Raw genomic sequence first — 1,092 nt, 5'->3', positions numbered from 1 at the left:
ACCGCTACGACTTCAAGCACCGCACCTCGTGGGCCACTGACGCACTGGACGGCAGCGCCGAATCCTTCACCTACAACGCCCTCGGCCAAGTGCTGACGCACACCGACGGCAAAGGCCAGACCACGAGCCTGCTGCACACCGCCCGCGGCCTGCCGAGCAGCCGCCAGGACGCCAAGGGCCAGCGTATCCGTTACGAATACGACCCGGCGATTCGCCTGACCGCGTTGATCAATGAGAACAACGCGGCGTATCAGTTTGCCTACGACGCGTCCGAAAGACTGATACTCACGCTACTGGTAAAAAAAGCAGAAAACGCATTGGGAGTTCCACATGCAATATGGTTTGATATTTGAATCTGCGGTTGTGGCTAATAATATAGCTTTATTAAATGGTGAAGATAAGGTTCTTTTGGGGGGCGCTTATCTGTATCGGCAAAAAAGACTTATAGAGGATTTTGATAAACTCTACGGTGAGAAGTTGTCGTCACTATTTAAAGCTGGGATTTTGGCCTGCTTGGAAGGTAGGGTCAAAGCATTAGCGCACTTGAAAGAAGTGGAAGATAATATTCCTGATACCGAAGAGTTTGGTGAGCAGGAAGGCGCATACGCCCAAAATTTGTTGATAGCTTTGCTTTATTTAATAAAGTTTTCTACTGGTGAGCAGTTTGAGGATTTTGAGAGATCTGTATCCTTGGCGATTGATAATATAGATCTTGTTAATTATGAGAAAGACGAGTCTTATGATGAAGAGGCGGTCACGCAAGAGGAAATCGCTATTTTAATCGATATGATAGATAAGCTTGTCAAGAGAGTTGGGGGGGGCAAGAGATACTAGTGTTGTCGCGACCATTTGTAATGGGTATATGTTTTAGGTAGTCAGTTTTAAAAGTTTGAAGAAACGAGTTTGCCACCCGCGGGTTCGGTGTGGCCTGTTGGCGGGCCTGCCGCAGACATGAGGCATAGCCTGCTGACTTCTTGGGGGGGGGAATAGGCAGCAGTTTTTCCTCGTCCTCCGGCACTATCGTCCTCTGTCGACGCTACCACCGGCCGCAAGGTCATTCCCGATGAAACCGACTTTGCCCTGCCGGGCCTC

The 1,092-nt window shown here is 49.6% G+C and carries 1 protein-coding gene and 1 pseudogene; both read left to right on the top strand.

The window, feature by feature from the left end; genetic code table 11:
- A pseudogene (locus tag B0W55_RS29360) lies at positions 1–281 on the top strand (hypothetical protein); the annotation flags it as partial.
- Positions 282–330: 49 nt separating this feature from the next.
- On the top strand, positions 331–834 hold the full coding sequence (locus tag B0W55_RS29355) for a hypothetical protein (protein WP_139341015.1): 504 nt from the start codon (positions 331–333) through the stop codon (positions 832–834).
- Positions 835–1,092 lie beyond the last annotated feature (258 nt).

Origin of the sequence: Pseudomonas sp. KK4, from assembly GCF_001984065.1 — a bacterium.
In the GTDB taxonomy this organism is placed as follows: Bacteria; Pseudomonadota; Gammaproteobacteria; order Pseudomonadales; family Pseudomonadaceae; genus Aquipseudomonas.
This window is presented reverse-complemented; position numbering and strand designations above follow the sequence as displayed.